Genomic DNA, 24,062 nt, shown 5'->3' with positions numbered 1-24,062 from the left:
TTCCTGTAACGGCTGAGGAAAGGTCATGGCAATCGTATTGCTTCCTTTCACTCTTATCGTTCAAGGACTGCGCCTTGCCACAGGTTAGCACCATTTCACACATGTACAGTTGTGACGGTTGCTGGGCTTCATCGGGCCTGTCCCTCCACCGGCTCGGGATAAGAGTATCCGTTCAATGACTTATCTTATCGCAACGGAATCGGCAAAGTCAACTATCAAAATTCATTTTTTATCATTTCCAGCCGCGAAAATTCTTTCCTCAAGGAAATCGACACATTGGGCAAAATAAAGTTTGAAAAACCCACACAATTAGTATGGACTATTAATAAAAATGTGTTATACTATTTTCAAGAGTGATTACAAAAAGAAGGCAGGTTTTGAATATGGGGATCGCAAACATGACGAATAAGCTTGATTTATTGCTGCAAAAACCGTACGTGCATCATCAACTGTCCGTCGCCGAGCTCGTTGAGAAAGTCCTGCAACGGAACGAAGGACGGCTGACGCACACCGGAGCCGTCGCGGTGACAACCGGCAAGTACACAGGGCGGTCGCCGAAAGACAAATACATCGTCGAAGAACCGTCAACGAAGCAAACGATCGACTGGGGCGCGGTCAACCAGCCGATGTCTCCGGAGACGTTTGATAAACTGTACGACAAAGTGCTCGACTATTTAATGAAGAAAGATGAACTGTTCGTGTTTAAAGGCTTTGCCGGCGCCGATCCGAAATACCGGCTGCCGATTCAAGTCGTCAACGAATTCGCCTGGCACAACTTGTTCGTCCATCAGCTGTTCATTCGGCCGAGCGCCGCAGAGCTCGCCGCGCACGAGCCGCAATTCACCGTCATTTGCGCGCCGAACTTTAAAGCCGACCCGAAAGTTGACGGCACGCGCTCGGAAGCGTTCATCATCATCTCGTTTGAACGGCGCACCGTGTTGATCGGCGGCACCGAGTATGCCGGCGAAATGAAAAAATCGATTTTCTCGGTGATGAACTATTTGCTGCCGGAACAAGGCATCCTGCCGATGCACTGCTCGGCCAACGTCGGCCAGGAAGGCGACGTCGCCCTCTTTTTCGGCTTGTCGGGAACGGGAAAAACGACGCTCTCGACCGACCCGAACCGCCGCTTGATCGGCGATGATGAGCACGGCTGGTCAAACCGCGGCATTTTCAACATCGAAGGCGGCTGCTATGCGAAATGCATCAACCTATCGCGCGAGAAAGAGCCGCAAATTTTTGACGCCATCGGCTTCGGCGCGGTGCTCGAAAACGTCGTCCTCGACGACGCGACGCGGGTGCCGAATTACGACGACGGCACGCTGACGGAAAACACGCGCGCCTCCTACCCGCTTCAGGCGATCAAAAACATCATCGACCCAAGCGTCGCCGGCCATCCGTCCACGATCGTGTTTTTGACGGCTGATGCGTTCGGCGTCCTGCCGCCAATCAGCAAGCTGACGCGTGAACAGGCGATGTACCATTTCTTAAGCGGCTACACAAGCAAACTCGCCGGCACCGAACGCGGCGTCACCGAACCGGAAGCAACGTTCTCAACGTGCTTTGGCGCACCGTTTTTGCCGCGCCCGGCCGTCGAATACGCGGAAATGCTCGGGCAAAAAATCGCCGAACACAACGTCCGCGTCTTTTTGGTCAACACCGGCTGGACAGGGGGACCGTACGGCGTCGGCAGCCGCATGAAGCTCGCCTACACCCGGGCGATGGTGCAAGCCGCCGTCGAAGGGGAGCTGGACAACGTCGAAACGGTGCAAGACCCGATTTTCGGCCTCGCTATCCCAACCCACGTCCCCGGCGTGCCGGATGACGTCCTGCAGCCGCAAAACACATGGGCTGACAAACAAGCATACGAACAAAAAGCAAAAGAGCTGGCGCAAAAGTTCCGCGCCAACTTCCGAAAGTTCGCCCATATCGACCCGACGATCGAAAAACTCGGCGGACCGCTCGTTTAACAAGAACCCAGCCGGACAGGGAACCGTTCCCTGTCCGGCTGTTTTTTCGAACGCATAAAATGATTGTCGTCGATCCCCCGGGGTTTTTGCACGATTGGGGGTCGACGACAATGTGAGGCTCGACGGCGAAGAGTCTGCTCTGCTTACCCCTTCACCCGTTCGATCTTCTCAACCGGCAGCCCGGTCAGTTCGTGGATCGTGTCGACATCGTACCCTTTCGCCAGCATTCTCTTCACCACGTCGAGCTTCCCTTCCTCAATCCCTTTTTGGCGCCCTTGCTTCATCCCTTGTTTGACTCCTTGTTGAATTCCCTTTTCCATTCCCCGCTGTTCGTACGAGACGATGAGCTCCATCACTTGCTTCGCTTCCTTCGTTTCCATTTGGCTCACCTCGTTTCGCAGTTTGACTTCCTCCTCTTCGGACAACCGCAAATACGTTTCAAAAAAACCGAACAACAGCCGCTGTTTCGCCTCATCGAGCTCAAGGCGGACGAGCATGCGCAAAAATTCTTTTTTCACTTCGACCTTTTCTTCTTCATTATACCCCATTTTGCTTAACAAGGCAGCGGCGACGGGATTGTCATGGCGGATGTACGCGCGCCACGGCAGTTTGCGCAGCTCCACCGTCAGAAAACGGAAGTCGAGAACGGTCAAAAACGGAAACTGGACGACCAATGAGGAAGGTTCATCGTGGTGTTCATCATAGCTGAAGATGGCGATCGGAAGAATGCGGCGGCGGTATTTTTGAAACAAGCGGCTGAAGTAGAGGAACATTCGCTCGGGGAAGGTCCGCTGTGCGTAGCTTTGGTGTTCGACATGGACGATGATGAGCCCTTCCTCCCCCTTCATCTTCGTTTCGACCAACAAGTCGACGCGATGCTTCTCTCCGGCCGTCACGTCGGTAAACAGTTCTTCTGTGAGGAAAGAAAGGTGGCGAACGTCGATGTGCTCGTACACGTTGGGAAAGAAAAGAAGCAAAAACTCTTCGAAAAACGTCGACAGCAACTCTTTGAACAACCGGTCGTGATCGATTCGCGGTTTGGCCACGTTTCCCCTCCTTGCGGCATCGAATTCATCGTATGATATTCGCTCTCCGCGGCCAAACTCCTTCTCCTCCCCCCTACTTTTTTTATGGTATGATCAAACGTCGCACAGGAAATCCTCAAGCAAAGGCTATTTTTATGCTTGTCTGAACCGGCCTGACGCCACAAGTTAACTATAGACGGAAAAAACTTGAGCCAAGAGCGCAAACCGTTCTTCCGTTTGCGCTCCTGTCCGATGAACCCGTTCAGCTCTCATTCAGCCGCTTCATGGTGTGCAGCCTCGTTCAATTCGTCGAATACAGGCTGACGAGCTCATACGTCACCGTCGTCCGACTGTCTTCCCATTCGAGCTTTCTCACGACCGCGACGCCGCTCGCTTCGCTTTGCACCGTCCGGCGCACTTCAAGCGGCACGTCAAGCGGATACAAGCGGTAGCCTTCTTTTTTCAACACAAACACATTTCCTTGAACGCGCTGTTCCTTTCCTTTTGTCACAATGACCGTCTGCAGCTCCATCGGCATGCCCATATGATTCCAACCTCCTTGGCACCCCATCGATTCGTTGGCGGCCGCGCCGCCACCCGAGCGGCGCACGCAGCCGCCCCTCTAGTTGTATCGTATCACATCGTCGGCTGTTGTTTCATCCATTCCGTGAGCCTTTGCACCGTCTCGCGATTGGCTTGCGGCGGAAAATAGTGGGTGAACTCAGGGAAGTACCAAGCCGTGACCGGTTTGCCGAGCTGCTTCAGCCGCCGTTCCAGCCGCCAGGCGTGCTCAATCGAGACGTTCTCATCGCGCTCGCCGTGGATGATGAGCACCGGGGCCTTGAGCCGTTCCAGATGATAGAGCGGCGTGCGGTGCCGGTAGCGCTCCGGGCATTTGTTCGGCATCCCGCCGATGACGCGCTTCATCATCTTTGGCGAGGAGACCCCGACTTCTAAGCGAGAGCGAAAGTCGGGGAGGAATCGCCCTTCCTCCTTTCTTTTGTATATGATAGAATAAGAATGTGGAGAAAACCGTTGAATCAAGGCACTCCAATCCCCGTTACTCGATGTAGGGAGTTGGTTGCAGGAAACGTTGCAACCGTAAAACATCGAGCGTACATCCGTCTGTTGTGCGTGGAAGTCAAGTACTGCCTACAGACATGCCGAGCCACTCGGTAGCGATATAGGCATGACCTATGTCGTTGGGTAGTCGTCAACCTGCCCCTGATGCAACCCCAAGTCAAGGAAGGAGGACGAAGTCCGTTCGCACTTCTGGGGAGTTGCAAGCCCCCGCTTCAAGCGTTAGCTAAGTGGGGGTAGTCGACCATCCGCCGCAAGTCAGGCCGCTCCCAATACGTAAGCTCCATATCCGCCACCCCTCCCCAGACCGCCACCGAACAGACCCCCTCGGCCATTAGGGCGGCATGGAGCGCCATCGCCCCGCCGCGCGAGAAGCCAAACACGTGCACGCGCCCGGGATGGACGAGCGGATGGCGGCGAAGGAGATGAAACCCAGCGAGCGCGTCATAACGGTCTTCACCGGCGAAATCTTCGTTTCCTTCTCCGCCCCCATTGCCGCGATAGAGCGGAGCGAAGACGATAAACCCGTGCGAAGCGAATTGGACAAGGCGCGGCACCCGCACTTGCCCGACGTTTTTGATGCCGCCGCGCAAATACAAAAACCCGTCATAAACGCCTTTTCGCTTCGGCGCCGCTAAAAATCCTTTCACCTTCAGCCCTTGGGACATATAGGTGACAAAGAACACATCGATTCCCGGATGCGGCGACGGAAACCGGTATTGGTCGATGATGTCCCCGTCCATACGCCTGCCTCCTTCCTACGCGAAAACAGATGATGTGCGAACCACCCGTCATCATCCCCCAACGCCTTCTTTCATTAGGGCAAGTGGGGATGTCCGACTGCCTCGCCGCTCTTGCATGCCGCCCCTTGGCCGAGCGTCAGCTTGAAAAAGCCCTGGAGCGCGAGGAGCGTCCCGACCGTCGCCCGTTCTCGTTCGACCGCCCATTTTTTCTAGGCATTCACACATTTTGGCTGCGTGCATACGATAAGGTGAAACCACGGTTTACCGCATGCGAACCAAGGGGGGTAACGAACATGAAAAAATGGGCCGTATGGTTATGCTCTCTTCTGCTGCTTTTGCCGCTTTCCGCCTGCACGAATGACGGGGGCCAAAGCGAAAAGCCGCTCCAAAAAGTGCGGCTCGCCGAAGTGACGCACTCGATTTTTTACGCACCACAGTACGTCGCCCTGGCAAAAGGCTTCTTTAAAGAAGAGGGGCTGGATGTCGAACTGACGACGACATGGGGCGGCGACAAAACGATGACGACGCTGCTTTCCGGCGGCGCGGACATCGCCCTTGTCGGCTCGGAAACGTCGATTTACGTCTACAGCCAAGGAACGGACGACCCGGTCATCAACTTTGCCCAACTGACCCAGACGGACGGAACGTTTCTCGTCTCGCGCAAAAAAATCGGCCACTTTACATGGGAGATGTTGAAAGGAAGCACGTTCCTCGGCCAACGGAAAGGCGGCATGCCGCAGATGGTCGGCGAGTTTGTGCTGAAAAAACACGGCATTGACCCGCACAACGATTTGCATCTCATTCAAAACGTCGATTTCGCCAATATCGCCAACGCCTTTGCGAGCGGCACCGGCGATTTCGTCCAGCTGTTTGAGCCAACAGCGAGCATTTTTGAACAAGAAGGGAAAGGCTATATCGTCGCTTCATTCGGCACCGAATCCGGGCGCGTGCCGTACACGTCGTATATGGCAAAACGAAGCTACATGAACGAAAACAAAGACGTGATTGAAAAATTTACGCGCGCGATCTACAAAGCGCAGCAATGGGTCGAATCGCACAGCGCAGCTGAAATTGCCAAAGCCATTCAACCGTACTTTAAGGACACGGACTCGGCCATCATCGAAAAAGTGGTTGAGCGCTACAAAAGCCAAGGGACCTATGCGACCGATCCGATTTTGGATGAAGAAGAATGGAACAACTTGCAAACCATTATGGCCGAAGCCGGCGAGCTGCCGAAGCGCATCGACCTGAATACGCTTGTCGATTCGTCGTTTGCCAAAAAAGCGATGAACGATTGACGAAAGCGGGTGAACGTCATGTTTCTTTCGATCGACCGCCTTTCGCATACGTATTTGACGAAAACGACCGCTGTCACTGCGCTCGATGACGTGTCGCTGTCCGTCGAGAAAGGAGAATTTGTCTCCTTTCTCGGCCCAAGCGGCTGCGGCAAAACGACGCTTTTGTCGATCATCGCTGGGCTGATTGAGCCGACGGAAGGGGCGGTCCACATCGAAGGCCAACCGATTTGGCCGAGCGGAACGGCCGCGCCGACGGCGCGGCGCGCGATCGGCTACATGCTTCAGCAAGACTATTTGTTTCCGTGGAAAACGATCGAAGAAAACATCCTTCTCGGGTTGAAAATCACCGACACGCTGACCGCTGACACGAAAGAACGAGCGCTCGCTCTGCTGGCGGAGATCGGCCTAGCCGGCGTCGAGTCGTATTACCCGAGCCAGCTGTCCGGCGGCATGCGCCAGCGCGCGGCGCTCGTGCGCACGTTGGCGACCGACCCGAAGCTGCTTTTGCTTGATGAACCGTTTTCCGCCCTCGATCAACAAACAAAGCTGAAACTGGAAGAACTCGTTTGGAAGACGTTAAAACAATACGAAAAAACAGCGGTGCTCGTCACCCATGACATCGAAGAAGCCATCGCCATGAGCGACCGCATTTTCTTGTTTTCGCCGCGCCCCGGCCGCCTGGTGCGGACGTTTGTCATCCCGGATGAACTGCGCTGCCGCCCGCCGCTTGCCGCCCGCCAGCAGCCATCGTTTCCGGCGCTCTTTCAATCCATTTGGAAGGAGATGGAGGCCCTTGAATCCGCCCAATGAACGCATTGAAGCGCTGCACACAGAATACCTCACCGTCTTGCGCAAAGAACAGCGGATCATCCGCCTTTGGCAGACGGTGCTGCTTGTCGCCTTTTTCGCCGTCTGGGAAGCGGCAAGCCGCTTCCATTGGGTCGATCCCCTTCTATTTAGCTCTCCATCCGCCATCGCCAAGCTGTTTGTCGAAAAAATGAGCGACCACTCCCTGTTCGCCCATACATGGGCGACGCTGTTTGAAACCCTGCTTGGATTTTTCATCGGCACAGCCGGCGGGGCGCTGATTGGCGCGCTTCTTTGGTGGTTTCCGCGTCTGGCGAAGACGCTTGATCCGTATTTGGTCGTGTTCAACGCCATGCCAAAAGTCGCCCTCGGGCCGATTTTGATCGTCGCTCTTGGACCGGGATTTACGTCGATTGTCGCCATGGGCGTCGTCATCTCCATCATCATCACGACGATCGTCGTCTATTCGGCGTTCCAAGAGGTCGATCCGAACTATTTGAAAGTATTGCGGACGTTCGGCGCCACCCGCTACCAATGCTTTCAAGAGGCGGTGCTGCCGGCGTCGTTCCCGGCGATCATTTCGACGTTGAAAGTAAACGTCGGCCTCGCTTGGGTCGGCGTCATCACCGGCGAGTTTCTCGTCTCGAAACAAGGGCTTGGGTATTTAATCATTTACGGCTTCCAAGTGTTCAACTTCACGCTTGTGTTGATGAGCCTGCTCATCGTCGCCTTGCTGTCGACCGTTATGTATCAGCTTGTCGCCTTGATCGAGAAAAAATGGGGAAACCGCCGCTAGCGGGACGCCCGCCGAATGTTGCCGGGCGTCTCGTTTCATTCCTGTCGTCCCAATGAGCCGGCATCCGCCGCTTTTGGGAAGCCCATCTTCGGGAGCCGCCGCCGATCGGCGCCCCTTTTCAATCGATCAGCCCGCGCTGTTTCAACTTGGCAAGCGCCAGTGAAAGCACGTCATCTTTCATGAAATAGCTGAAACGCTGATCGGCGCGGATGTCATCCGGCAGCGCCTCAAGCAGCACCGGGCCGTTCGTTTCCAAATACGACCCCCGCTCGACGAGCGCAGCGATGTCGGCAAAATACATGTTTTTCACGATATCGGGCTCCACTTCATATTGGCCGATGTATTCGAGCCGGCCGACGATTCCCCCCGTTTCTTCCATCACTTCGCGGGCCGCGGCTTCCGCCGCTGTTTCCCCTTCTTCCACCTTGCCGCCGGGAAACTCAAGGCCGCGGCGCGGATGATCCGTCAACAGCCATCGCCCGCCATAGCGGCAAATGACCCATACATGCCCGGGGGAGGGGGAAAACGGATGATCCGCAAAGGCCAGCCGAACGCGATGTCCGTAGTAATCACGAAATTCATGCATCGGACTCTCCCCTTTCCTCTCCCCATTATACAGAAAAACGCCGCTCGACTCGCGGCGTTTACTCTTCTTTTTCGTCAGGAAGGATGCCGAGCGAGCGGATATGCTCCTTCGCCTCCTCGTTGCCGAGGCGGTAAATCATTTCATAAATTTTCGTCAACGTCCGGTCGTAAGCATCGTTTTCCCGATCATAATGGTATTGGATGTACGGCACATGGGTGCGCCAAAACGCCTGCCAGTCGGTCGAATAATTTTGATCAAAATATTCGCGCAGCTGGGTGATTTCCTCATCCGTTGCTTCAATTTGGAAGTCCCACGGCGAAGCGGTTTTCAACTGCGAGATTTCTCCGGTTGCCATCGAGACGTAATACGTCTTTTTTCGTTCGTCTGCCACCTTCGTCCACTCCTTCTTTTGCTCTTTTTGCTTAGTGTGGGGCAATCGGGGAAAAATATGCTTATTTTATTTCATCTTTCAACAGCTCGATCGCCTTGCGCAGCACGGACGGGATCGGAACGCCCGCCCGGCCGGCGTTTTCCACAATCGAGATAAACTCATTGGCGATATAGAAAAAAATGATCGCATCGCGGATTACATGCATGTTCCATCCAATGGCCAAATCGACGAGATGCGATGCTGCCACCAGAACGAAAATCAACAGTTTGCGGATGATGCCGCGAAAGCCGACTTGACTTGACAGCTTGCCTTCGACCGCGCTGGCGGCAATGCCGGTAAGGTAGTCGACAATGACCAAAGCAAGCAAAATCACGACAAATGAGTCCACGCTGCCGACAAACAGCGACAGAAACGAACCGAACAGCGACACGGCAACCATCGGGATCGGCTTGTTCACGCTCCCCCCTCCTTGAACATAGGATACGCGTAACTATCGTATGCCCGGAGGGGAGAACGCGGCGCGGCGCATTCCCTAAAAAATCGCCCTTTTTCGACAAAGAAAGGACAAAGCAAAAGGCCGTCCCCCGGCCTGAGGACAGCCTCCTCATTCTTATCGTCCTAAGAACGATTTCAACATCCAGACGTGTTTTTCCAAGCTGCGATGAATGCCAAGCAGCATATCCCCCGTCGTTTCATCGTTCACTTCATCCGCCAGCTGCATGCCTTCTTTCAATTCGCCGATCATCGTTTCAAAGTCACGGACAATCGAAGCCACCATTTGTTCGGCCGTTTCCGTCCCAGCCGCTTCTTTGACGGACGCCTGCTCGAGGCAGTCTTTCATCGTCGCCACGGGCTTGCCGCCCAACGCCAGTAGCCGCTCGGCCAGTGCGTCAATGTGGGTCGCGGCTTCGTTGTACAGCTCTTCGAATTTTTCATGCAGCGTGAAAAACTGCGGCCCGGTGACATACCAATGATAGTTGTGCAATTTCACGTACAACACAGTCCAGTTGGCGATTTGCTTGTTGACAAGATCGATCAGTCGAGTTGTCATCGTCTCACTCCTCCTCATGGTTCTCTATACCCAGCTGGCTTGTTGGTCAACTACCCCCACTTCGCGAACGCTTGAAGTGGGGGCTTGCAACTCCCCAGAAGTGCGAGCGGACTTCGTCCTCCTTCCTTGACTTGGGGTTGCATCAGGGGCAGGTTGACAACTGCCCAACGATGCAGGTCATGCCTGCATCGTTGCCGATTCTCTCGGTGTGTCTGTTGGCAGTACTTGGCTTCCACACACAACAGACGGACCTACGCTCGATGTTTTACGGTTGTAACGTTTCCTGCAACCAACCCCATCCATCGAGCAGCCGTGATTGGAGTGCCTTTATTGAACAGTTTTCTCCACGCCTTTATTCGATCATACACAAAAGAAAGGGGGAACGCGCATTCCTCTCCCACTTACTCCCTTTGGTCGTTGAAGTGGGAGTCTCCTGCGCGAAATAGAGATGAAACATGGAAAACGTGTCGATGGATAGCTTGCCCGATTTCACCGGAAATATGAACGCCAGCTCTGCCAGATATGGTATAATAAAAAGAAAAAAGGCGGGCGTCATGATGTACTGGACCTTGATCGTTTGCCTCATCATCGCCGCTGTCGTTCTCGTGCTGGCGGTCGTCACGACGTCCAAAGCGTATGCCTACAAGCATACGGTCGATCCGCACCCGAATGAACACGGCGGCGAACAACAAGCCGGCCCGAAGCAGCCGCAGTAGCGGCGCGGGGCTGGCTTGTTCATCAACCAAACACCTTTTTCAACTCTTCTTTCTCTTGCGAAAGCCAAAAGCGCATCAGCTGTTTGGCCGCCTCTAGATCATGCAGCTTCGCTTGGCCGCATTGCCGCTCGGTCGCGGCTGGCACTTCCGTCGCGGCGAGCGCGTCCTTCATGGCTTCTTCCAACAAATCAATGATCTCGTCCACGGTCGGCGAGCCGCTCACGACAAGATAAAACCCGGTTTGGCAACCCATAGGCGAGATGTCGATAATATCGAAATGATCATATTTGGCCGCATGTCGGCGCAGCGTATACGCCAACAAATGTTCGAGCGTATGAATCGCGGCCGGGTCCATCGCTTCTTTGTTCGGCTGGCAAAAGCGAATGTCAAACTTATTGACGACGCCGTCACTGCCGACTTTGTGAACGCCGCAATGCCGAACGTACGGCGCTTTGACCGCGCAATGGTCCAATTCAAAGCTTTCCACCGGTGAAGGCATGTCAATCACTCCTAGGTTATTTATTCTCTTTTTTATCATAACCAAAACGAGGAACGTCCCGCATCTTTTTTGCCTCTCGTTCGGCTTGGCGTCTATGCCCAAAAAGCAAGGCTGGGTCGGCGCCCCCATTCCGAGCGAACGACAGTCGTTTTTCTTGAACAAAAGAACGGTTTGTTCTATTGTAATCATGATGATCACAGAAAGGAGAACTCCACATGGGCCAATGGCTGATTTGGTGCATCCGCTTTTATCAACGCTTCCTTTCTCCGCTCAAGCCGCCGACATGCCGCTTTTATCCGACCTGCTCGAACTACGGCATCGAAGCGATCCGGCGCTTTGGCGCCATAAAAGGGGGATGGCTGACGGTCAAGCGCATTTTGAAATGCCACCCGTTCCATCCGGGCGGTTTTGACCCCGTTCCTGAACCTTCTCGGCGTCTGAAAAAAACAAAATAGTCGTCTCTTTGCCACAAATTGTCCTTGACCGATCACGCCCAAAATCAACACAGCCTGTTTTCTTTTGCCCCCGCCGTTTGCTCAATACGGCGATCATGTTTGTCTTTACAATTCGAACACATCTTTTGATGAGGAGCCACAAAATCACTTCCCTCTTGCCATTTGGTTCATTTTTTTGTACAATCGATCTTGTTAAATCGTAATGATTACTATTTTCAAAAAAAATGAGGTGGGACAGATGAACAAAATTCCTGTCACGGTATTAAGCGGTTATTTAGGGGCTGGAAAAACAACCTTGCTTCATCATATTTTGCACAATCGCGAAGGGAAAAAATTGCCGTCATTGTCAACGACATGAGCGAAATCAATGTGGATGCCGAGCTGATTCGGCAAAACGACTTTTTCCGCACCGAGGAAAAGCTTGTGCAAATCCAAAACGGCTGTATTTGCTGCACTTTGAGAGAGGATTTAATCAAAGCGGTCGACCAGCTCGTTGAAAACGGAGAGATCGACTATATTGTCATTGAATCTTCCGGAATCAGCGAACCCATTCCCGTTGCGCAAACGTTTACGTATTTGGATGAGGAACTTGGAATCGACCTATCCCGAAAATGCCGATTGGACACCATGGTGACGGTTGTCGACGCCAACCGTTTTTGGACGGACTTTTCCTCGGGCGAAACCTTGCTTGACCGTCAACAGGCCGTCGATGAAACGGACAGCCGCGAAATTGCGGATTTGCTCATTGAACAAATCGAATTCGCTAATGTCATCATTGTCAATAAAATCGATCTTGTCTCGCCAGAGGAAGTGCAAAAATTACAAACCGTGCTTCACAAGCTCAATCCGGAAGCCGTCATCATCCCGGCAACTTTCGGCCAAGTGCCGCTTGATTCCATTTTAAACACCCACTTATTTGATTTTGAAAAAGCGAGCCAATCAGCCGGCTGGATCAAAGAGCTGAATGAAGAGCACACACCCGAGACTGAACAATACGGCATCTCTTCCTTTGTTTATCGAAGAAAACGGCCGTTTCATCCGGAACGTTTGATGAATTGGCTTGAAAACTGGCCCACAGAAGTGGTTCGCGTGAAAGGATTTATTTGGCTTGCCTCCTGGAATGACATGTGCGTTCTCCTATCGCAAGCAGGAACATCCATCTCCATCCAAGCAGTGGGACGATGGATGGCTTCCTATCCAGAAGAGGACATAAAACAGCTGTTGCAAGAAGAGGAAGGATGGCGGGAAAAGTGGGATGAGACCTACGGCGATCACTTGACCGAACTCGTGTTGATTGGCATCCAGATGAACGCAGATCGCATCGAACGCTCGCGGGACCAATGCTTGCTGACGGATGAGGAGATGAAGGAAGATTGGACGCTGTTGCCCAATCCGTTTCCTTCATTGATCCCTTCGGTCTAAACGGCGATCCATCATTTTCAAATCGTAATGATTACGATATAATAAATGCGGACATCTTGAGCCCAGAAAGGAGTTCAATATGAGACTACCATCCATTCTTTTGTCTTTCCTTTTGGCGGCAAGCGCCTGGCTATACGGCTGCCAAGCAAAACCGGAGGCACATAAGGCCCAAACATCGAACGACCCATTGACGATTTATACAACCGTCTATCCGCTTGAAGACTTTACGAAAAAAATCGGCGGCGACGCTGTGAACGTCAAAAATGTTTACCCGCCGGGAGTGGAAGCCCATACGTTCGAACCGACAACCAGAACCGTGCAGCAGATTGCCGATGCGGACGCCTTCATTTACATTGGCCACGGGATGGAACCGTTCGCCGAAAAACTGCAGGAAACATTACAAAATGAGCACGTCCGATTTCTCGTTGCCACAAACGGCATCGAATTGCTTGAATCGAACCATGAACAGGAGGATGCGCATGGCGAAGGGCACAAAGACGAACACGGAGAGGGACATGAGGAAGAACATGGCCATGAAGACGGAGACAAAGATCCTCACGTATGGCTTGACCCCATCCGATCCATTGCGATCGCCGAGAACATCCGCGATTTGCTGATTGAACTGAAACCTGACAAAAAAGACCTGTTTATGCAAAACTTTGAAACGTTAAAGATGAAACTCGAGCGCCTTGACCGGCAATTCCGTTCAACAGTGGAGAAAGCTCCCAGAAAAGAGATACTCGTTTCCCATCAAGCCTACGGATATTGGGAAGACCGCTACGGAATCAAACAGCTGAGCGTTTCCGGGCTTTCTCCGAGCAACGAACCATCGCAAAAAGAGCTGACTCAGCTCATCCAGACAGCCAAACAGCATCACATCCGCTATGTCATTTTCGAACAAAATGTTCATCCCAAAACGGCGGAAGTGATTCAGAACGAAATCGGCGCCAAGCCGCTCCGTCTGCATAACTTGGAATCGCTGACCGATGAAGATCGAAAAGCCCACAAAGATTACTTTGCTCTTATGGCCGAGAATCTCCGCGTGCTGCAAAAAGCCCTTTATTAAAATACAACCGCCTGTCTCTTTCGATTCGTGGGCTTTCTCATTTTGTTTCCCGGCTTCGTCTATTTCTGGCGTTTGTTTATGCACGATAAGCGCTATGTACGGCCAAAATAACAAGGAAAAAGGTGTCCCCAACGAGCGTGGGACACCTTCCTTTATGACGTGCGATCTTCTGCCCTGCAGAAAGAAAAGCACCCTTTTCCTCACCCATCACTCTCACTATTGCAGCGAGCGGACATAGGCCGCAATGGCCGCAATTTCTCCCGGCGTCAATGTTTGCACTTCTTTCGTCCGATGGCGCCGGATTGCTTCCTCGATCGTTTTCGCGCTGCCGTCATGCAAATACGGGGCTGTCGCCCATACGCCGCGCAGCGTCGGCGTATCCCACTGTTTGGGCGTCCGCGGGTTTGTGAACCGGGCGCGGGCGTCGCCTTTGGAGGCGCGGTCCTTCGGATTGGCCGTGCCGATATCGTGCAAGTAGGCGGTATTGGCAGTCGTCAATTTCCCGTCCGGCCCGACCGCCTTGACGCTGTCGGTGAAATACTCGCCCCCATGGCAGCTTAAGCAATTCCCTTTCCCGTTAAACAGGCGCTCCCCTTCCTTCGCTTCCGCCGTCAAGCTGCCGTCCGCCTTTCGATACGGGCTTTTCGGCACGGGGAACGAACGCGGGTCGTTCAAGTAGGCGAGAATGGCGTCAAACATATGCCGGACTTTCGGCGGCAGCGGCTTGGACGGGTCGATCGCCGTCATGCCGCCCATCTCGCCTTGCACCGTATGAATGTAGTCGGTAAAATCGTCGCGCGAACCATCCCACGTGAACTACCCCCACTTAATTTTCTAGCGAAAATTTGAAGTAGGGGCTTCCAAAGAAGTTTGACTGCTTCAAGCAATCCTTATTCTTTGAGGCGTGTCCACTTCGCCGCTAGAGCATAAGACACTCAGGTCTACAGCTTTACTTTTCTTTAAGATGTTTAATGCGCCATTGACATCCTGTTTACGAGTGGTGCCTTTGATTTTTTGCTTATCTTTCATGCTTTGAAGTCTGGCATTTTCTTTGTTAAACCATTGATTTATACTTTTTAATCTCCGCCCATCAATGATGAATGATCTGCCGTCTATATTTTACTGAATCTATCCTATTTTCAGCAAAATATAGTTAAGGCGATTCATCTCCCACTTACTCCGCTTCGCTTCGTTGAAGTGGGAGTCTTCTCGCCTAATTAAGATAAAAACGGTCGGCGAGTGCTTCATCGGCTGGCTTATGCCGCTGTTCGGCCCGTTGCTTGGCGATCGGGCCGTTGATGAGATGGAGCCCGAGCCCTGACTTTTCCGTCACCTCATACATGGCTTCTTCGGAATACTCGTATGACTCGATGCCGGCCGTATAGTCAAATTTCGTCGGCTCATCCGGCTTTCTCGCGTCAAGGGTGTCCAAATCAAGCCCGAGCCCTTCAGCGAGCGGTTCGCCCGAAAGTTCAAATTCCGAGTAGGCAAACATATTGCCGGCCGTATCAAAATGATCGTCCGCCACCGGCACGTGCAGGCGCGGCGCTTCCGCTGAACGGCCGTTCTCTTTCTCCCCGACGGCGGAACAGCCGGACGCCAAAAGCAGCGAGGCCGCCGCCGACGTGGCCATGACTTTCCAAGGCATGCGTTTCATAACTTGCTCCCCCATTTTATTTAAAAATAACGATTTTCATTTTCAATCTATTTCATTATACGCAGGCGATCCCCTTCATTCAAGCCGGAATCCGTTCCATCACATTCCGCCCGAGAAAGACGCTTTTCATGCCTCTTCTCCTTCCCTTAAGCCGGAATCCACTCAATGCGGCGTCCGCCCGTCCATAAAAAGCAGCATTCCAGTTCGTTCGGACAACGTCCGATTGTTTTGCGGCATAAGGACGACGCCGTTTCTTTGCATCGCCGAATGGCTTCCTCTTCCTCACACCACAGCAACACGCGAACCCGGTCGCGGTAAACGATGTACAATTCCCGATCCGCTTCTTCGCCCAATCCGCCGTCCGCCAGTAGCAGAGGCTTGCATGCCGCCTCTTCCATCGAACCGAAAAACTGCAGCAAATGATCCGTCACCTTGGCCAACACAAGTCCGTAATGCAACGGCGTCGGAAACATCGACAAAGGAAGGAGCGAACGGTGCTGATCAATCAACCGGAGCAAGCAAAGCGGCGACCGCAGCGAAGGGGCGGTGTCGCAATACGCTTGAATGACGCGGCGAAGAAACCGGCGCAACGCATACGGCCAGACATCCAACGTCTCGTGATGGATAGACACCATGGCTCGCCTCCTGTTTGTTCATGCATGTTTTCCCAGCTGCTCCAACACGGCGTTTATCGAGCTCCATGACCGTTTCGCAAAATAAATAGGCTTGTCTTTGCTTTTCGCCTTCTCTTTCACTTTCTTCGCCAAATTATGGTTCACGTAATCGATCATGACCAATATGGCGTCGACATGCTCCGGAATGTCGCGTTTCACCATATTCACTTTTCGTCCATTGAGATGAATGATTTCCCGGAATCCGGAACGCTCCAATTTATCGGTAATATGGCCTAAATGATCGGCTCCGACAACAAGCAGTGATGCCATCACGAAAGCCTCCTTTGCTCGCTTCTTTCTTTTTTATTTTAATTGAGAATGATTTTCTATGTCAATTATAACAAGAGATATTTTCATCATTTTTTGGACGATGAGCCCCCGCTTCAACGATGGTAAAGAAGGAAACGCCATTTCTGCACGAAATCCTTCTTTTATATTTGGGGAGGCGTGGGAGAACAACCATGATGGAAGCTGTCGATTGCCCCTGCTTCCGTTGATCCCAAGCGGGAGTCTTCTCGATTAGAGATGGATAAAATGCCTGCAAATGCGTCAAACTATAGACGCGGGCGATTTCATCACGACAAGGGGGATGACCATGGCGAAAGATGTTCTTTGCGAAGTGCGCAACTGCCATTATTGGGCGGAAGGGAACCGTTGCAGTGCGGAGTCCATTTATGTGATCAGCCATGCCGGAAACATGGCGTCTGATTCGTCGGAAACGGACTGCAAAACGTTTACTCCTTCCAATGAAGCGTAACGATTCAGCAAATAAAGCGCTGCCCGGTGTTGCGGGCGGCGCTTGCATCGTTAGAGGGGGATGACGGTGGACAAGCGCGCCAGTCTCATTCAAGCGTTCCAAAAGGAAATGAAGCGGGCCGCTTTAGGAACATACCCAGCTTGCATCGACTCCTTCGCCCGTTTGTGGGATTATGAGTTCGGTTCGTTTGATCAACTCCCACCTGAGATTGAACGGCTCATCGCGCATCGGGCCGCTGAACTCGGGTGGATGGATGACGTTTGAGGGCCGTCCATTTCGGAACAAACGCCAGGTGGAGCAAAAAACGACGTTGGATGGCCATCCCTATGTTTCCATCTGCGCGATGGAAATCGGCCGTGCAAGGGATGACGTTTGACTGCCGTCCTCCAACAGGGGACAAAGCGGACGGATGAAGCTGGATCGCAGCGGTCTAAAAGCAAGGGCTTCGATTCGGCGAACGCCATGCCTCCCGGTCGGAACGCCGCGGGAATGGCAGCGGCAAAAAGGCAGGAACCTCGACTTAGGCGAGGCCCTGCCTTTTCTGCTTCCGAACAGGCGTTTTTACTCCTATCAAAAGGTTTGTTCCGTTTTTGGAATGAGCCTTTTCAGTTCGCGTCGCAGCAGTTTTTGCGCGGCGTTGCGCGGCAGTTCGTCGACGAAGTAAATGCGGGCCGGCACTTTATATTTCGCCAGCCGCTCGCGGCAAAACGCGCGAAGGGCCGCTTCGTCTGGCGACGCTCCGCGTTTCAGGCGGACGAACGCATACGGCACTTGCCCCCACGTTTCATTCTCGACGCCCGTCACCCCGGCTTCTTCCACATCGGGATGCGACAGCAGCACCGCCTCCACCTCAGCGGGATAGACGTTTTCGCCGCCGGAAATGATCAAGTCAGAACGGCGGTCAAGGACGTACAAAAATCCGTCTTCATCAAGATAGCCGATATCGCCGGTAAAAAACCAGCCGCCGCGGATCGCTTGCGCCGTCGCTTCCGGGCGTTGCCAATATCCTTTTGTCACATTCGGCCCTTTGACGACAATTTCCCCCGCTTCATGCGGCGCAGCCGGCTTTCCGTCTTTTAGGATGCAAAGCTCCGCCGGAAAAAGCGGCTTGCCGGCCGAACCGAGCTTCGTCAAACTGTATTCCGGCGCGAGTGTTGCGATTTGCGACGCCGTTTCCGTCATCCCGTATGTCTGGTACACCGGGATGCCCTTTTCTTTGCATGCCTCAAGCAGCGGGCGCGGCGCCGGCCCGCCCCCCAGCAGCATGCAGCGGAACGTATCGGGGTAGCGCGCTTCCCCGAGCTCGGCCACCATCCGCTGAAGCATGGCAGCCACGACCGACATGATCGTCACGTCGCCGCGCATGATCCATTCGCTCGCTTCCTTTGGGTCGAATGACGTTTGCAGCCGCATCGGCATGCCATAAATGACGCTGCGCATGGCGATCGACAGGCCGCTGATATGAAACAGCGGCACGGCGGCCAGCCAGCAGTCGCGCTCATGCAAGCCTAAATTGAGCGCCGAACCGACCGCGCTCCACCAATGGTTGCCGTACGTTTGCAAGACGCCTTTCGGAGTGCCGGTCGTCCCGGACGTATACATGATCGTGGCGACTTCCTCCAAATCGCACGTTTCTTTTAAGGAGACGTCCACTTCCGGAAGCGCGGCAACCGCGCCCACAGTCAGAACGCGTCCATCGCCGTCAAGGCTCCCGGCTAGCTCCTCATCGGCGATGGCAAGCCGCGCGCCGCTGTCATCAAGCTGCCAGCCAAGCTCATAGGACGTAAGGCGCACGTTTTGCAGCAGGACGCGGGCGCCGAGAAAAAACAACGCATGGATGATCTCGATCATCTCGATGCGATTTTTCATCAGCAAGGCGACAATATCTCCTTCCTTGACGCCTGCTTGAGCGAGGCGCCGCGCCCAGACGGCAGCCGCTTCATACAATTCGGCAAACGTTTTTGTCCGCCGCCCGTCGCTCACGGCGATTCGCTCCGGGGTTAAAAACGCCCGCTGCTTCAGCCAGTTTGGCATCGTTGTCATCTAGCGTCCTCCTTTCTTGCCCCCTCCTCCGCCGACGGCCAGCGAAAGGATTCCTCCCTTCGGAAAAGCGACAAAAAGCAGCTTGATGCGGCATCAAGCTGCTTGGTCCGTTCTCACGGGAAACGCGGGAACTGGCCGAAGTCCGGCTTCCGTTTTTCCTTGAACGCCCGCATTCCTTCCTTCGCCTCTTCGGTCGTGTAGAAGAGAAGCGTCGCGTCGCCGGCGAGCTGTTGGATGCCGGCCAAGCCGTCGGAGTCGGCGTTGAATGCCGCTTTTAAGAAGCGAATGGCCGTCGGGCTTTTTTCCAAAATTTCTTGCGCCCATTTGACCGTTTCTTCTTCAAGCTGCTCAAGCGGCACAACTTTGTTGACCAGCCCCATTTCGAGCGCTTCTTGCGCCGTGTACTGACGGCATAAATACCAAATTTCCCGCGCCTTTTTATGGCCGACGATGCGGGCCAAATAACCGGCGCCATAGCCGCCGTCAAAGCTTCCCACTTTCGGCCCGGTTTGGCCGAAGATGGCGTTGTCCGCGGCGATCGTCAAATCGCATACGACATGAAGCACATGCCCACCGCCGATGGCATAGCCGGCGACCATCGCAATGACCGGCTTCGGAATGACGCGGATGAGCCGCTGCAAATCAAGCACATTGAGGCGCGGAATTTCATCCTCGCCGACATAGCCGCCATGGCCGCGCACTTTTTGGTCCCCGCCCGAGCAAAACGCCTTGCCGCCGGCGCCGGTCAAAATGATGACGCCGATATTCGAATCATCGCGCGCTTTCGTAAACGCATCGATCATCTCGTTCACCGTTTTCGGCCGAAACGCGTTATGTACTTCCGGACGGTTGATCGTAATTTTGGCGATGCCGTTGTACGTTTCGTAAATAATATCCTCATAGTCGTACTGCTTCACCCATTCAAACGGCATTTACACTTCCCCCTTTGTCATGAATTCACTTACTATTTTAACAAAAATGCCGGGCTGTTCCACGTGAATTGCATGTCCGGCTCCTTTTACACAGATAAGTTCGCTGTTGGGCAGCCGCTCGTGCATTTGGGCGGCGATGCGGCAAAACTTCTCATCGCGCTCCCCGCAAACAAGGAGCACAGGCATGGCAAGTTCGCCAAGCCGTTCCCAAAACGACGGCTGCACGCCGGTCCCCATCCCGCGCAAACTGTTGGCAAGCCCCGTTGCCGTATGGCGGAGCCGCTCGCGGCGAATCGCCGCTCGCACCGGATCCGGGAGCGTCTGCTGAGTGGCAAACAGCGGGATTTTTTCCCAATCATCGACAAAAGCACGGACGCCTTCCGTTTCGATCTTTCGCGCCAACGCCTCATCCGCTTCCCGCCGCGCGCGCCGCTCCTCCTCTGTCTCCAAGCCGGGCGAACTGCTTTCCAGCACTAAGCGGCGAACGCGGCGCGGATGCCAAACGGCGAACGCCAACGCGAGCCGGCCGCCCATCGAGTAGCCGAGCACGTTCACTTGTTCGACGCCCCATTCGTCAAGGAGCGCCGCCAAGTCAGCCGCCGCGTGTTCGATCCGATACCGTCGGGCGTCCTTTGGCGCCTCGGTCCGCCCATGGCCCAACAAGTCGACGGCCATCACACGGAAGTCCGGCCAAAACGGGGCGAGCGGCCGCCACGTGTCCGCGCTGCCCGTAAACCCGTGAAGCAACAGAAGCGGCTCTCCTTCTCCGTATTGTTCCACATGGTAACAAACCCCATTCACCATCATAGTCATGCCAATCCTCTTCATTCGAGACATTTCGCGATTTCCCGAGCAACCTCGTTCCACAACAATCGATGCATTCGGACATTTTCCGCGCGCGACGTGCGCACTTCAATGACATGAAGCCCGCCTGACGACAGCGATTCCGATACATGGCGGCGGAACTCCGCCCAATTGTGCGGCACCGTATGGCGGCCGCCGTACATCTCGACGGCGTGGGCAAACGACAAATCCGTCGGCGTGCCAAACAGCGTTTCAAACGCCCCTTTATGGCGCGCCTGCGGCAAAAACGAGAAAATGCCGCCGCCGTTGTTGTTCAACAACACAATGGTAGCTGACAACGAATGCATCTTCGCCGCCAACAAGCCATTTACATCGTGGTAAAACGACAAGTCGCCGATCACCAGCACAAGCGGGTTCGCGGCAACGCTTGCGCCCAAGGCGCTCGAGACGACTCCGTCAATGCCGTTGGCGCCGCGGTTGGCCAAAACGCGAAGCGGCTTGTCCGTCGCAAAGAGAAACGTATCCGCATCGCGAATCGGCATGCTGTTGCCGACAAACAGCGTCGCCCCGGCTGGAAGCAAATCGGCAAGTTCCGTGAACACTTTCCCTTCAAACCATTCTTCTTTTGGCAGATGGCGCTCAAGCGCCGCGCGGGCGATCGCGTTCATCTCTAGCCATATCGCCGACCACGCGCTTTTGTTTTCTTTCGGTTTCGCCCATTCAAGAAGCTGGCGGCAAAGAATCAGTTCATCACTCCGAACGAAGCTGTCCGCGGACAACGTTGGATCGCGCCAGCCGCCGTCGTCGACAACAATTTGACGAATCGCGCGATGGCGCTTGAGCCATAAAAAGAGCGGCTTCGACACCGGCATGGCGCCGAACCGAAGCACCACATCCGGCACAAGCTTGGAAGCGGCGGTTTCCTCCCGCAATATGGCATCATAGCTGTCCAGCACGTACGTTTTGTCATGCGTACCGACGCGCAACTGGGAAAGCGGATCGGCCAAAATCGGAAAATCAAGCGCCCGCGCCAACTCGGTGACCGCCTCGGCAAACCCAGGGCGATCGAGCGGCCCGCAGACGATCAACCCGCGTTCCGCCGCCGACAGCTGCTCATACAGCGCCGATACGCTTTCTTGCGGCAGCGCTGGGCGGCCGTGCCACACTTGCGGCGCTCTCGAAACAGACCGCACCCGCTCCCAAACCGCCTCATCGATATGCGGGACAAGCGGCTCGCGAAACGGCGCGTTCACATGCACAGGCCCGCACGGTGCACCGGCGGCCGTTTGGACGGCTCTTGCCGCCATCGTCCGCGCGTATCGCAGCATATCATCCGCCTCTTCCGGCAGCGCCAAGTCCACAAACCACTTGGCGTAGCGTCCGTATAAGTGCAGCTGATCAATCGCCTGCGGCGCCCCGACATCGCGCAGTTCATGCGGCCGGTCGGCCGTCAGCACCACGAGCGGCACGCGCGAATAGTATGCCTCGACAACCGCGGGCCCATAGTTGGCCGCCGCCGTTCCGGACGTGCATACGAGCGCGACCGGACGCTGCTTCGCTTTCGCCAAGCCGAGGGCGAAAAACGCGGCCGACCGCTCATCGATATTCATATATAGTCGAAGGCCAGGGTGGGCCGCCATCGCCATCGCAAGCGGCGTCGAGCGCGAACCGGGGCTGATCACCGCCTCCGTCACCCCGGCCTGCGCCAATCCGTCCACCAATGCCGCTGCATAAACAGACAAGGCATCAGCCATCGTTCATCACTCCCAACGCCGATAACATCGGGGCCATTTTCACATTTGTCTCTTCATATTCGCTGTTTGGGTCGGAATCGGCGACAATGCCGCAGCCGGCAAACAGCATGGCTTCCTTCCCGGCGAGCAAGGCGGAGCGAATGGCGACCGCCCATTCCCCATTGCCTTCGCCATCCACCCAGCCGATCGGCGCTGCATACCATCCGCGGTCAAGCGGCTCAAGGGCGCGGATCACCTCCAGCGCTCGATCGCGCGGCGTTCCGCCGAGCGCGGGTGTCGGATGCATCATTTCCACTAAGCGGAGCACCGAGCGCTCGCGGGAGCCACGGCCGACAACCGGAGTGCATAAATGCTGGATGTGCGGCAGCTTGAGCAGCTGCGGTGCGGGCGGCATCTCGACCGTCTCGCAGACGGAAGAAAACAAGCGGCCGATCATTTGCACAACAAACTGATGTTCTTCGTTGTTTTTTCGATCTGCCCGCAGCCAAGCGCCAAGCCGCTCGTCTTCCTCCATATCGGCCCCGCGGCGCACCGATCCGGCGAGGCAAACCGACCGGCACATTTTCCCTTCTTTTTGGACAAGCTGCTCAGGGGAAGCCCCGATAAAACAGCGGCCGTCCTGTTCAAACGCAAAAATGTAAGCAAACGGCTGCTGCTCGCGAAGCCGCTGGAGTACGGCCGCGGCATCCACCGTTTTGGCAAACGCCAGGCGCCGAGCGCGGGCGAGCACCACCTTGTCCAACGCCCCCGCCCGAATCGAGGCGATCGCTTCGCGAACAGCCGCCAACCATCGTTCTTTCTCTTCTTCTTCGTCTGACACAAGGCGCGGAAGCCGCTTTGGAGCGGCCATGGGGTCGCTGATCCGCTCAAGCAAGCGCCCGACCCGCTCCCAGTCCCGTCCTCTTTTGTCCGTTGGGACGGTGACGGTCAACGTCGTTTTGCCGTTTCTTACGGCAAGAAGCGCGGCCGGCGCCACGAGCTTCCCGGCCGGAAAGCCGCGCCACATGTCGGTGCCCGGCCGATAGGGGTCAAACGAAAATCCGCCAAACAATAACGGCGGCGCATCGGCCGCGCCGTATGGCTCCATCTCCTTCTTCCATCGGCGCCGGCCCGCTTCCACGTCATCAAACCGGCTGTCGGCCTTCTCCGTTTCGATCGCATAAACGGAGCCGAGGCCGACCAATATCGTGCCTCCGGTTCGATCCGCCCAAAAAAACCGTTCGCGGAAGCCGCATGACGGCCCTTGCATAAAAAAAGAAACCGGATCAACGCCCTCCCACGGTTCCGCCCAGCTGACAAACGGCCGCCCTGCATTCACCGCCAATCTATGCAATTGTTGCTGCAGGTGATGTCGAAATCCAATCGCCACGTTCCTCACGCTTTCTGTCGTAAAATTCCCCCTCCATCCCCACTTCCCATTATAATACAATAGGAAATCATTTATCTATTGGGAAGGGTTGACATGCTTTCAACGTTTGCCTACACTTATTTTGGACATAAACGAATGATATTTTCACAGAATCTAAGGGGAATGAA

General features: G+C 54.7%; 23 protein-coding genes, 6 pseudogenes and 1 riboswitch. Of the genes and pseudogenes, 10 read left to right on the top strand and 19 right to left on the bottom strand.

The window, feature by feature from the left end:
• Positions 1-50 precede the first annotated feature (50 nt).
• A riboswitch (SAM riboswitch) is annotated at positions 51-165 on the bottom strand.
• 218 nt (positions 166-383) lie between these two features.
• The gene (pckA, locus tag CD000_RS01190) at positions 384-1,970 is read left to right on the top strand and encodes a phosphoenolpyruvate carboxykinase (ATP) (protein WP_096224698.1); all 1,587 of its coding nucleotides are present in this window, start codon (positions 384-386) and stop codon (positions 1,968-1,970) included.
• A gap of 143 nt (positions 1,971-2,113) precedes the next feature.
• Here pckA and CD000_RS01185 read toward each other — a convergent pair whose 3' ends face one another.
• The 4 genes and pseudogenes from CD000_RS01185 to CD000_RS01165 form a co-directional block, all read right to left on the bottom strand.
• On the bottom strand, positions 2,114-3,016 hold the full coding sequence (locus CD000_RS01185) for an Rpn family recombination-promoting nuclease/putative transposase (protein WP_025039217.1): 903 nt from the start codon (positions 3,014-3,016) through the stop codon (positions 2,114-2,116).
• A 280-nt stretch (positions 3,017-3,296) separates the two neighbouring features.
• Positions 3,297-3,539 (bottom strand): DUF2584 domain-containing protein, encoded by a 243-nt coding sequence (locus CD000_RS01180; RefSeq protein ID WP_011232325.1) that lies wholly within the window; start codon positions 3,537-3,539, stop codon positions 3,297-3,299.
• A gap of 92 nt (positions 3,540-3,631) precedes the next feature.
• Positions 3,632-3,928, bottom strand: a pseudogene (locus tag CD000_RS01175) (alpha/beta hydrolase family protein); the annotation flags it as partial.
• A gap of 389 nt (positions 3,929-4,317) precedes the next feature.
• Positions 4,318-4,818: pseudogene (locus CD000_RS01165) on the bottom strand (alpha/beta hydrolase family protein); the annotation flags it as partial.
• 293 nt (positions 4,819-5,111) lie between these two features.
• On the opposite strand from CD000_RS01165, the gene CD000_RS01160 reads away from it, so the two are divergent.
• From CD000_RS01160 to CD000_RS01150, 3 genes are read left to right on the top strand one after another with little or no spacing between them, the layout of a single operon-like run.
• Entirely contained in the window at positions 5,112-6,116 is a 1,005-nt protein-coding gene (locus tag CD000_RS01160) for an ABC transporter substrate-binding protein (RefSeq protein ID WP_011232327.1), read from the top strand.
• 18 nt (positions 6,117-6,134) lie between these two features.
• A complete protein-coding gene (locus CD000_RS01155) occupies positions 6,135-6,926 on the top strand; it encodes an ABC transporter ATP-binding protein (RefSeq protein ID WP_096224697.1) in 792 nt (263 codons plus the stop codon).
• Positions 6,910-7,719, top strand: a complete 810-nt coding sequence (locus CD000_RS01150; RefSeq protein ID WP_011232329.1) for an ABC transporter permease — start codon at positions 6,910-6,912, stop codon at positions 7,717-7,719. The genes CD000_RS01155 and CD000_RS01150 overlap by 17 nt, the downstream gene beginning before the upstream one ends.
• Before the next feature lie 118 nt (positions 7,720-7,837).
• Here CD000_RS01150 and ytkD read toward each other — a convergent pair whose 3' ends face one another.
• The 4 genes from ytkD to CD000_RS01130 form a co-directional block, all read right to left on the bottom strand.
• Positions 7,838-8,305, bottom strand: coding sequence for an RNA deprotection pyrophosphohydrolase (gene ytkD, locus CD000_RS01145; protein WP_011232330.1), 468 nt, complete (start codon positions 8,303-8,305; stop codon positions 7,838-7,840).
• Positions 8,306-8,363: 58 nt separating this feature from the next.
• Entirely contained in the window at positions 8,364-8,696 is a 333-nt protein-coding gene (locus tag CD000_RS01140; RefSeq protein ID WP_011232331.1) for a hypothetical protein, read from the bottom strand.
• A gap of 61 nt (positions 8,697-8,757) precedes the next feature.
• Positions 8,758-9,153, bottom strand: coding sequence for a phage holin family protein (locus CD000_RS01135; RefSeq protein WP_013524459.1), 396 nt, complete (start codon positions 9,151-9,153; stop codon positions 8,758-8,760).
• 153 nt (positions 9,154-9,306) lie between these two features.
• Positions 9,307-9,747, bottom strand: coding sequence for a Dps family protein (locus CD000_RS01130; protein WP_096224696.1), 441 nt, complete (start codon positions 9,745-9,747; stop codon positions 9,307-9,309).
• Positions 9,748-10,301: 554 nt separating this feature from the next.
• Here CD000_RS01130 and ytzI point away from each other — a divergent pair.
• The gene (gene ytzI / locus CD000_RS01120) at positions 10,302-10,463 is read left to right on the top strand and encodes a YtzI protein (protein ID WP_015375668.1); all 162 of its coding nucleotides are present in this window, start codon (positions 10,302-10,304) and stop codon (positions 10,461-10,463) included.
• A gap of 22 nt (positions 10,464-10,485) precedes the next feature.
• On the opposite strand, the gene CD000_RS01115 is transcribed toward ytzI, so the two are convergent.
• A complete protein-coding gene (locus tag CD000_RS01115) occupies positions 10,486-10,962 on the bottom strand; it encodes an S-ribosylhomocysteine lyase (RefSeq protein ID WP_011232335.1) in 477 nt (158 codons plus the stop codon).
• 215 nt (positions 10,963-11,177) lie between these two features.
• Here CD000_RS01115 and yidD point away from each other — a divergent pair, with 215 nt between their 5' ends.
• The 3 genes and pseudogenes from yidD to CD000_RS01100 all read left to right on the top strand — a co-directional run bounded on the left by yidD (position 11,178) and on the right by CD000_RS01100 (position 13,905).
• Complete coding sequence (gene yidD / locus CD000_RS01110; RefSeq protein ID WP_096224694.1) at positions 11,178-11,417, top strand: membrane protein insertion efficiency factor YidD; 240 nt, start codon at positions 11,178-11,180, stop codon at positions 11,415-11,417.
• Between the two features lie 238 nt (positions 11,418-11,655).
• A pseudogene (locus tag CD000_RS01105) lies at positions 11,656-12,839 on the top strand (GTP-binding protein).
• A 79-nt stretch (positions 12,840-12,918) separates the two neighbouring features.
• Complete coding sequence (locus CD000_RS01100) at positions 12,919-13,905, top strand: metal ABC transporter substrate-binding protein (RefSeq protein WP_096224693.1); 987 nt, start codon at positions 12,919-12,921, stop codon at positions 13,903-13,905.
• Between the two features lie 216 nt (positions 13,906-14,121).
• Here the strand turns inward: CD000_RS01100 and CD000_RS01095 are convergent.
• The 5 genes and pseudogenes from CD000_RS01095 to CD000_RS01075 form a co-directional block, all read right to left on the bottom strand.
• Positions 14,122-14,721: pseudogene (locus CD000_RS01095) on the bottom strand (c-type cytochrome); the annotation flags it as partial.
• A gap of 63 nt (positions 14,722-14,784) precedes the next feature.
• A pseudogene (locus tag CD000_RS17945) lies at positions 14,785-15,018 on the bottom strand (hypothetical protein); the annotation flags it as partial.
• A gap of 109 nt (positions 15,019-15,127) precedes the next feature.
• Positions 15,128-15,562: pseudogene (locus CD000_RS01085) on the bottom strand (hypothetical protein); the annotation flags it as partial.
• A gap of 146 nt (positions 15,563-15,708) precedes the next feature.
• Positions 15,709-16,197 (bottom strand): hypothetical protein, encoded by a 489-nt coding sequence (locus CD000_RS01080; RefSeq protein WP_033014575.1) that lies wholly within the window; start codon positions 16,195-16,197, stop codon positions 15,709-15,711.
• Positions 16,198-16,215: 18 nt separating this feature from the next.
• Positions 16,216-16,506, bottom strand: a complete 291-nt coding sequence (locus CD000_RS01075; RefSeq protein ID WP_013144398.1) for a DUF2325 domain-containing protein — start codon at positions 16,504-16,506, stop codon at positions 16,216-16,218.
• 325 nt (positions 16,507-16,831) lie between these two features.
• Here CD000_RS01075 and CD000_RS01070 point away from each other — a divergent pair, with 325 nt between their 5' ends.
• Entirely contained in the window at positions 16,832-16,993 is a 162-nt protein-coding gene (locus CD000_RS01070; protein ID WP_096224692.1) for a DUF1540 domain-containing protein, read from the top strand.
• A gap of 66 nt (positions 16,994-17,059) precedes the next feature.
• On the top strand, positions 17,060-17,257 hold the full coding sequence (locus tag CD000_RS01065; protein WP_055358728.1) for a hypothetical protein: 198 nt from the start codon (positions 17,060-17,062) through the stop codon (positions 17,255-17,257).
• Positions 17,258-17,563: 306 nt separating this feature from the next.
• Here CD000_RS01065 and CD000_RS01060 read toward each other — a convergent pair whose 3' ends face one another.
• From CD000_RS01060 to CD000_RS01040, 5 genes are all read right to left on the bottom strand, one after another.
• A complete protein-coding gene (locus CD000_RS01060; protein WP_096224691.1) occupies positions 17,564-19,036 on the bottom strand; it encodes an o-succinylbenzoate--CoA ligase in 1,473 nt (490 codons plus the stop codon).
• A gap of 113 nt (positions 19,037-19,149) precedes the next feature.
• Entirely contained in the window at positions 19,150-19,968 is an 819-nt protein-coding gene (menB, locus tag CD000_RS01055) for a 1,4-dihydroxy-2-naphthoyl-CoA synthase (RefSeq protein WP_025950192.1), read from the bottom strand.
• On the bottom strand, positions 19,969-20,781 hold the full coding sequence (menH, locus tag CD000_RS01050; protein ID WP_096224690.1) for a 2-succinyl-6-hydroxy-2,4-cyclohexadiene-1-carboxylate synthase: 813 nt from the start codon (positions 20,779-20,781) through the stop codon (positions 19,969-19,971).
• An 11-nt stretch (positions 20,782-20,792) separates the two neighbouring features.
• On the bottom strand, positions 20,793-22,526 hold the full coding sequence (menD, locus tag CD000_RS01045) for a 2-succinyl-5-enolpyruvyl-6-hydroxy-3-cyclohexene-1-carboxylic-acid synthase (protein WP_096224689.1): 1,734 nt from the start codon (positions 22,524-22,526) through the stop codon (positions 20,793-20,795).
• Positions 22,519-23,895: an isochorismate synthase gene (locus CD000_RS01040; RefSeq protein WP_042381875.1), complete on the bottom strand. Its 1,377-nt coding sequence runs from the start codon at positions 23,893-23,895 to the stop codon at positions 22,519-22,521. The genes menD and CD000_RS01040 overlap by 8 nt, the downstream gene beginning before the upstream one ends.
• Positions 23,896-24,062: the final 167 nt, after the last annotated feature.

This window comes from Geobacillus sp. FJAT-46040 (genome assembly GCF_002335725.1).
GTDB classification, from domain to species: domain Bacteria; phylum Bacillota; class Bacilli; order Bacillales; family Anoxybacillaceae; genus Geobacillus; species Geobacillus thermoleovorans.
The sequence above is the reverse complement of the archived record's forward strand: the minus strand, read 5'-3'. Positions and strand labels throughout refer to the sequence as shown.